6 protein-coding genes are annotated in these 7,450 nt (G+C 62.3%); 4 read left to right on the plus strand and 2 right to left on the minus strand.

From position 1 onward, the window contains the following. The first annotated feature begins 116 nt into the window (after nt 1-116). From BFW87_RS02070 to BFW87_RS02080, 4 genes are all read left to right on the plus strand, one after another. Nucleotides 117-1,406: a M18 family aminopeptidase gene (locus tag BFW87_RS02070; RefSeq protein ID WP_078738335.1), complete on the plus strand. Its 1,290-nt coding sequence runs from the start codon at nt 117-119 to the stop codon at nt 1,404-1,406. A 209-nt stretch (nt 1,407-1,615) separates the two neighbouring features. Continuing rightward, on the plus strand, nt 1,616-1,792 hold the full coding sequence (locus BFW87_RS31940) for a hypothetical protein (protein WP_010208820.1): 177 nt from the start codon (nt 1,616-1,618) through the stop codon (nt 1,790-1,792). Between the two features lie 72 nt (nt 1,793-1,864). After that, entirely contained in the window at nt 1,865-4,030 is a 2,166-nt protein-coding gene (locus BFW87_RS02075) for a mechanosensitive ion channel family protein (RefSeq protein ID WP_078738336.1), read from the plus strand. A gap of 16 nt (nt 4,031-4,046) precedes the next feature. Beyond that, nucleotides 4,047-5,402, plus strand: coding sequence for an amidohydrolase (locus tag BFW87_RS02080; protein ID WP_078738337.1), 1,356 nt, complete (start codon nt 4,047-4,049; stop codon nt 5,400-5,402). 112 nt (nt 5,403-5,514) lie between these two features. Here the strand turns inward: BFW87_RS02080 and BFW87_RS02085 are convergent, their stop codons facing one another. Together BFW87_RS02085 and BFW87_RS02090 are read right to left on the minus strand one after the other, a co-directional pair. Further along, nucleotides 5,515-5,739: an MbtH family protein gene (locus BFW87_RS02085; protein WP_078738338.1), complete on the minus strand. Its 225-nt coding sequence runs from the start codon at nt 5,737-5,739 to the stop codon at nt 5,515-5,517. A gap of 83 nt (nt 5,740-5,822) precedes the next feature. Further along, complete coding sequence (locus tag BFW87_RS02090) at nt 5,823-7,229, minus strand: aspartate aminotransferase family protein (RefSeq protein ID WP_078738339.1); 1,407 nt, start codon at nt 7,227-7,229, stop codon at nt 5,823-5,825. Between the last annotated feature and the right edge of the window lie 221 nt (nt 7,230-7,450).

The raw sequence follows: 7,450 nt of genomic DNA on the forward strand, positions 1-7,450 counted from the left end.
GCCATCGCACGCAAGCCAGCTCCCACAGTGGTCGTGTGTTGTGCTCAAGAAGTTAGCTTCACTTCAAATGTGGAGCCAATACGGTAAACTCCGCGCACTGCTGTCTGGAGCTATTTATGCGCGAAGCGTTGAATCAAGGCCTGATCGACTTCCTCAAGGCCTCCCCTACTCCTTTTCATGCCACTGCCGCCCTCGCCCAGCGCCTGGAATCGGCCGGTTACCAGCGTCTCGACGAGCGCGAAACCTGGACCACCGAGGCCAACGGTCGCTATTACGTGACCCGCAACGACTCTTCGATCATCGCCTTCAAGCTCGGCCGCCACTCGCCGTTGCTGGGCGGGATTCGCCTGGTCGGCGCCCACACCGACAGCCCGTGCCTGCGGGTCAAGCCCCAGCCGGAACTGCAACGCCAGGGCTTCTGGCAATTGGGCGTGGAAGTCTACGGCGGCGCGCTGCTGGCGCCGTGGTTCGACCGCGACCTGTCTCTGGCCGGCCGCGTGACCTTCCGCCGCGACGGCAAGGTCGAAAGCCAGCTGATCGACTTCAAGCTGCCGATTGCCATCATTCCCAACCTGGCCATTCACCTGAACCGTGAAGCCAACCAGGGCTGGGCGATCAACGCCCAGACCGAACTGCCGCCGATCCTCGCGCAATTTGCCGGGGACGAGCGCGTCGACTTCCGCGCCGTGCTCACCGAGCAGCTTGCACGCGAGCACGGGTTGAACGCCGACGTAGTGCTCGACTACGAGCTGAGCTTCTACGACACCCAAAGCGCAGCGGTGATTGGCCTGAATGGCGACTTCATCGCCGGCGCGCGCCTCGACAACCTGTTGTCGTGCTACGCCGGCCTGCAAGCCCTGCTCACCAGCGAAACCGACGAAACCTGCGTGCTGGTGTGCAACGACCACGAAGAAGTCGGCTCCTGCTCCGCCTGCGGTGCCGACGGCCCGATGCTGGAACAGACCCTGCGCCGCCTGTTGCCTGAAGGTGATGAATTCGTACGCACCATTCAGAAATCCCTGTTGGTGTCGGCAGACAACGCCCACGGCGTGCACCCCAACTACGCCGAGAAACACGACGCCAACCACGGCCCGAAACTCAATGCAGGCCCGGTGATCAAGGTCAACAGCAATCAGCGCTACGCCACCAACAGCGAAACCGCCGGGTTCTTCCGCCACCTGTGCATGGCCCAGGAAGTGCCGGTGCAAAGCTTTGTGGTGCGCAGCGACATGGGCTGTGGCTCGACCATCGGCCCGATCACCGCCAGCCACCTGGGCGTGCGCACCGTGGACATCGGCCTGCCGACGTTTGCCATGCACTCCATCCGTGAATTGTGCGGCAGCCATGATCTGGCGCATCTGGTGAAGGTGTTGGGCGCGTTTTACGCGAGTCGCGATCTGCCCTGATTTCATGGGTTGAATGTGGTCAAAAATGTGGGAGCGGGCTTGCTCGCGAATGCAGGGTGTCAGTCAAAACATCTGTGACTGATCCACCGTATTCGCGAGCAAGCCCGCTCCCACATTTAGTTTTGTATACACCTGATCTATATCACCTGCATTTCCAGCAATCCGACCTAAACTTGTCAGTATTCCCACTCCGACAAGGCCGTCGCCCCATGATCTCCATGTCCTCGTTCCACGCCATGCTTATCCCCATTCTGATCGGCATGATCATGCTCGCCGTCGGTTTCAACTTCCGCGACAAACCGCTGGGCGTGTTTGGCATGTGGATCGGCATGCTGCTGATCCTCGGCACGGTGGTTTACAAAATCCTCGCCAAACTGGCGGAATGACAAATGCACTCGCATCTGGCATAGCGGCCTCGTACACTCGGTCAATTCGTCGTTTTCAAGGTTGACCGCCTCGTGCTCTCCCGTCTGTTTGCCCTGCCCTGTTACCTCCTGATCGCCCTGCTCACGTTGCTGCCGCTCACGTCCGCCCAAGCCGTGAGCCTGCCCGGCTTGCTCGGCAATACCAGCAAGACTCAACCCCAGGCCGACGTGCCGCTGGGGCAGTCGCTGGACGAGGTTATCAAGACCCTGGAGAACGACCAGCAGCGCACCCAGCTGCTGAGCGATTTGAAGAAGCTGCGCGAAGCCACGCAAAAAGCCCAACCCGCCGCCGAACAAGGCGTACTGGGCTTGATCGGCGGCACGCTGGCGGGGCTGGAAGCCCAGTTCTCCGGCGCCGACAGCCCACTGGCGCGCTGGTCCAACGAATTCGACCAGGCCAAGGATGAACTCAGCGCGCTGATGCTGCCTGCCAGAGAGTGGCTTCCAATAATTTTCGGCTTTGCCGTAATCCTGGCGGTGTGGAGCCTACTGGCCGCTGCGCTGATCTGGCTCAGCCACCGTGTGCGCGAACGCTTCGGCCTGCCGGAAGAACTGCCGCAACACCCGCGCACCTGGGACATGGTGCGTTTCGCCCTGCGTAAACTGGGGCCCTGGCTGATCGCCCTGGTCATCACGATCTACTTGAGTTACGCCCTGCCCTTCTCCCTCGGTAAATCCCTGGCGATGGTGCTGGCGTATGCGCTGGTGGTCGGCACCTGCTTCTCGGCAATCTGCGTGATCGCCTTCTCGGTGCTCGATGGCCCGCACCGCCACCGCGCGCTGTACATCCTGCGGCACCAGGCCTTCCGCCCGCTGTGGTGGATCGGCAGTTTCGCGGCGTTTGGCGAAGCCTTGAGTGACCCGCGTCTGGTGCAGGCGCTGGGCCAACACCTGGCCCACACCGCCGCGACGGTCGCCAATGTGATGGCTGCACTGTCCACCGGCGTGTTTATCCTGCGGTTCCGCCGCCCCATCGCGCACCTGATCCGCAACCAGCCGCTGTCGCGTCGCCTGACGCGCCGCGCCCTCACCGACACCCTCTCGATCATCGGCAGCTTCTGGTATCTGCCGGCGCTGCTGCTGGTGTGCATCTCACTGTTCGCCACCTTCCTGTCTGCCGGTGACACCAGCACCGCCTTGCGCCAGTCACTTCTGTGCACGGTGTTGCTGGTGCTGTGCATGGTGATCAACGGGCTGGTGCGCCGCCACGCGCTCAAACCGCAACGCGGGCACAAACGTCACGCACTGTACTCGGAGCGCCTGAAAAGCTTCGTCTACACCCTGGCTCACCTGGTGGTCTGGCTGGTGTTTATCGAGCTGGGCCTGCGCGTATGGGGCCTGTCGCTGATTCGCTTTACCGAAGGCGACGGCCATGAAATTAGCGTCAAGCTGTTTGGCCTGGGCGGCACGCTGCTGTTTGCCTGGCTGATCTGGATCCTCAGCGACACGGCGATCCACCACGCCCTGACCCGCTCGCGCAAAGGCCTGGCCAACGCGCGCGCGCAAACCATGATGCCGCTGATCCGCAATGTGCTGTTCGTGACCATCTTTATCATCGCTGCCATCGTGGCGCTGGCGAACATGGGCATGAACGTGACGCCACTGCTCGCCGGTGCCGGTGTGATCGGCCTGGCCATCGGTTTTGGTGCACAGTCGCTGGTGGCGGATTTGATCACCGGCCTGTTCATCATCATTGAAGACTCCCTGGCGATTGATGACTACGTGGACGTCGGCGGCCACCTGGGGACGGTCGAGGGTCTGACCATCCGCACCGTGCGCCTGCGTGACATCGACGGCATCGTGCACACCATCCCGTTCAGCGAAATCAAGAGCATCAAGAACTACTCGCGGGAGTTCGGCTACGCGATCTTCCGCGTGGCGATCCCCTACAACATGGAGATCGACGACGCGATCAAACTGATGCGCGACGTCGGCCAGAAGATGCGCAACGACCCGTTGCAACGCCGCAACATCTGGTCGCCGCTGGAGATTCAGGGCGTGGAAAGCTTTGAATCCGGCAGCGCGATTTTGCGTGCACGGTTCAAGACGGCGCCGATCAAGCAGTGGGAAGTGTCGCGGGCGTTCAACCTGTCGCTCAAGCGCCATCTGGACGAGGCCGGGCTGGACCTGGCCACGCCGCGCTTGAGCGTGCAGGTGGTCACCGCCGGCACTGTGCAGGAGAAAGATCAACAACAATAAACAGGGAGAGGTAGTTATGCGTTTGACCGGTCTGACACACCCGTGGGTTTTCGGCATGCTGTGCGGCGTCGCCAGCAGTGCCGTGATTGCCGCCAGCAGCGGCCAGGACAGTGCCCGGGAGGAAATTGCCGCCCAGGCCAAAATCCTCGAACCGGCACTGCTGGAAACCCGTCGCGATATTCACGCCCACCCCGAGTTGGGCAACACCGAAACCCGCACCGCCGAACTGGTCGCCAAACAGCTTCGCGAGCTGGGCCTTGAAGTAAAAACCGGCGTGGCCCGCACCGGCGTCGTCGCCGTGTTGAAAGGCGGCCTGCCCGGCCCTACCGTCGCGCTTCGCGCCGACATGGACGCGTTGCCGGTCAAGGAAGTCGCCGACCTGCCCTTCGCCTCCAAAGCCAAAGGCACCTACCTCGGTAAAGAAGTCGACGTGATGCACGCCTGCGGCCACGACGCCCACACCGCCATCCTGCTGAGCACGGCGAAAATTCTGACCGGCATGCGCGACCGCCTGCCCGGCACGGTGGTGTTTTATTTCCAGCCGGCCGAAGAAGGCCCGAGCGACTTTATCCCCGACGGCAAAAACACCTGGGGCGCAAAAATGATGGTGCAGGAAGGCGTGATGAAGGCGCCCAAACCGGACGCGGTGTTCGGTTTGCACGTGTGGGCCGGTGTGCCCGCCGGGCAAATTGCCTATCGTCCCGGCCCGACCCTGGCCAGTTCGGACGACCTGCGCATCAAGATCCTCGGCAAACAAACCCACGCCGGCCGCCCCTGGGATGGTATCGACCCGATCACCGTGGGCGCGCAGACCATTGTCGGCCTGCAAACCGTGGTCAGCCGCCGCACGGATATTTCGTCATTTCCGTCGGTGGTGAGCATCGGCACCATCAACGGCGGCACCCGCTACAACATCATTCCCGAGTCGGTGGACATGACCGGCACGATTCGCTCCTACGACTACGGCATTCGCCAGAAACTGCACGCGGATGTGCGCCAGACCGTGGAAAAAATCGCCGAAAGTGGCGGCGCCAAGGCCGAAGTCACGATCATCGAGAAATACGACCCGACCATCAACAACCCCGCACTGACCGAGAAAATGCTGCCAAGCCTGCGCTGGGCGGCAAAGGATGATGTGGTGCAAGGGCCTCTGGTGGGTGGTGCCGAAGACTTCTCCTTTTACGCCAAGGAGGCGCCGGGGCTGTTTGTGTTTCTGGGCGTGACCCCACGGGATCAGGACATGAGCAAAGCGGCGCCGAATCATAATCCGGGCTTCTTTGTGGATGAGTCGGCGTTGGTGGTGGGGGTGCGGACGTTGGCGTCGTTGGCGTCGTTGGCGACGGATTATCTGTACACCAACACACCGCAGTAAGGCTTTATGTGGGAGCGGGCTTGCCCGCGATGAGGGCGTGTCAGTCAACGAATTCGGCGACAGACGCACCGCTATCGCGGGCAAGCCCGCTCCCACATTTTAATGGGGTGAATCAGCTAGCGAGTGCGGCGCTGTCCATCTTCTGGCGCAAACTCAACGGGCGCATATCGGTCCAGACTTCCTCGATGTAGGCCAGGCACTCTTTCTTCATGCCGCTCTTGCCCACGGTGCGCCAGCCTTCCGGCACGGCCTTGTAGTCCGGCCAGATGGAATACTGTTCTTCGTGGTTGACCACTACCTGAAACAGGATGTCGTCGCGGTCAAATACTGAGGTCATTGCTGTTCTCCATCGCTTAAAGGGCTGGCCGCGCACCACGCGCAGCACTGATATCTGTAGAAACGTATCAAGCCGTGAAAAAATTAGACGCTGGCGACCGCCGCCGCCAATGCGCGGCCGAAGATCTCGGCGACCTGGTCGACTTCGGCGGCGGTGATCACCAGCGGCGGCAGGAAGCGCACCACACAGCCATGTCGGCCGCCCAGTTCCAGGATCAGGCCGCGTTTGAGGCATTCGCGCTGCACCAGCGGTGCCAGTTGACGGTGCACCGGCGGGTGGCCCTGAATATCCGGCGCACCCGTCGGGTCTACCAGCTCAACGCCAAGCATCAGCCCGCGACCGCGAATATCCCCGAGTTGCGGGAAGTCGCGCTGCAGGATGCGCAGGTGCTCGACAAGGCGGTCCCCCATGGCGGCCGCGTGGCCTGCCACGTTGTGTTCCTTGAGGTAGCGCATCACCGCCGACCCCGCCGCCATGGCCATCTGATTGCCCCGGAATGTTCCGGCATGGGCGCCCGGCAACCAGGTGTCGAGCCAGTCGCGATACACCACCACCGCCATCGGCAGGCTGCCGCCGATGGCTTTGGACAACACCACCACGTCCGGAATGATGCCCGCGTGCTCGAAGGCAAACATCTTGCCAGTGCGCGCAAAACCGCTCTGAATTTCATCCACGATCAACGCCACACCCGCCTGCTGCGTGATACGTCGCAGGCCGCGCAGCCAGTCGAGGTCAGCCGGAATCACGCCGCCCTCGCCCTGCACCACTTCGACAATCACCGCCGCCGGCAGCAACACACCCGCTTCCGGGTCGTTGAGCAGGTTTTCCAGATAATGCAGATTGACCCGCACACCCTCTGCGCCGCCCAGACCGAAGGGGCAACGGTAGTCGTAAGGGAATGGCAAAAATTGCACGCCATTGCCGAGCAGCGCGCCCAGCGGCTTTTTCGGCCCCAGGCTGCCCATCAAGCTCAACGCGCCCTGGCTCATGCCGTGGTAACCGCCCTGGAAAGACAGCACCGTGCTGCGGCCAGTGGCGGTGCGCACCAGTTTCAATGCCGCTTCCACCGCATCGGTGCCCGTAGGGCCGCAAAACTGGATTTTCGCTTCTTGCGCCAACGCTTCCGGCAGCAGGCCGAACAGGTCCTGTACGAACTGATCCTTGACCGGCGTCGTCAGGTCGAGGGTGTGCAACGGCAACTCATCGCTGAGTACCTGCTGGATCGCTTCGATCACGACCGCATGGTTATGGCCCAGCGCCAACGTGCCGGCGCCGGCCAGGCAGTCGATGAAACGGCGGCCCTCCACGTCTTCCACGTAAATGCCCTTGGCACGCTTGAGTGCCAACGGGATGCGGCGGGGATAGCTGCGCGCGTTGGACTCCTGCTGCCGCTGGCGGGCCAGCAACGGCGTTTCTTCGAACTGGTAGAGCGTTTCCACAGGCTCAGGGCTGACCTGGGGGGCTTCGATACGGGTGGTCGCGACTGACATCTTTCGATCCCTCAATACGCTGGTGGAGCGTGGGTACGGACTTCATGTTCTTGAAACGCACCAGCGGTGGGGGGATTTAGGGGGTTCGTCGATTTTTGTCCGGTGTGGCAAGCCGGCTTGTCGGATCACCTGCATCGCAGCGATGGCATCCACCGGATGTGCCTGATGTACCGAGGTGTCTGCATCGCAGCGGTGCGACGATTCGACAAGCCAGCTCCCAC

The organism is Pseudomonas fluorescens (assembly GCF_002022275.1).
GTDB lineage: Bacteria > Pseudomonadota > Gammaproteobacteria > Pseudomonadales > Pseudomonadaceae > Aquipseudomonas > Aquipseudomonas fluorescens_AJ.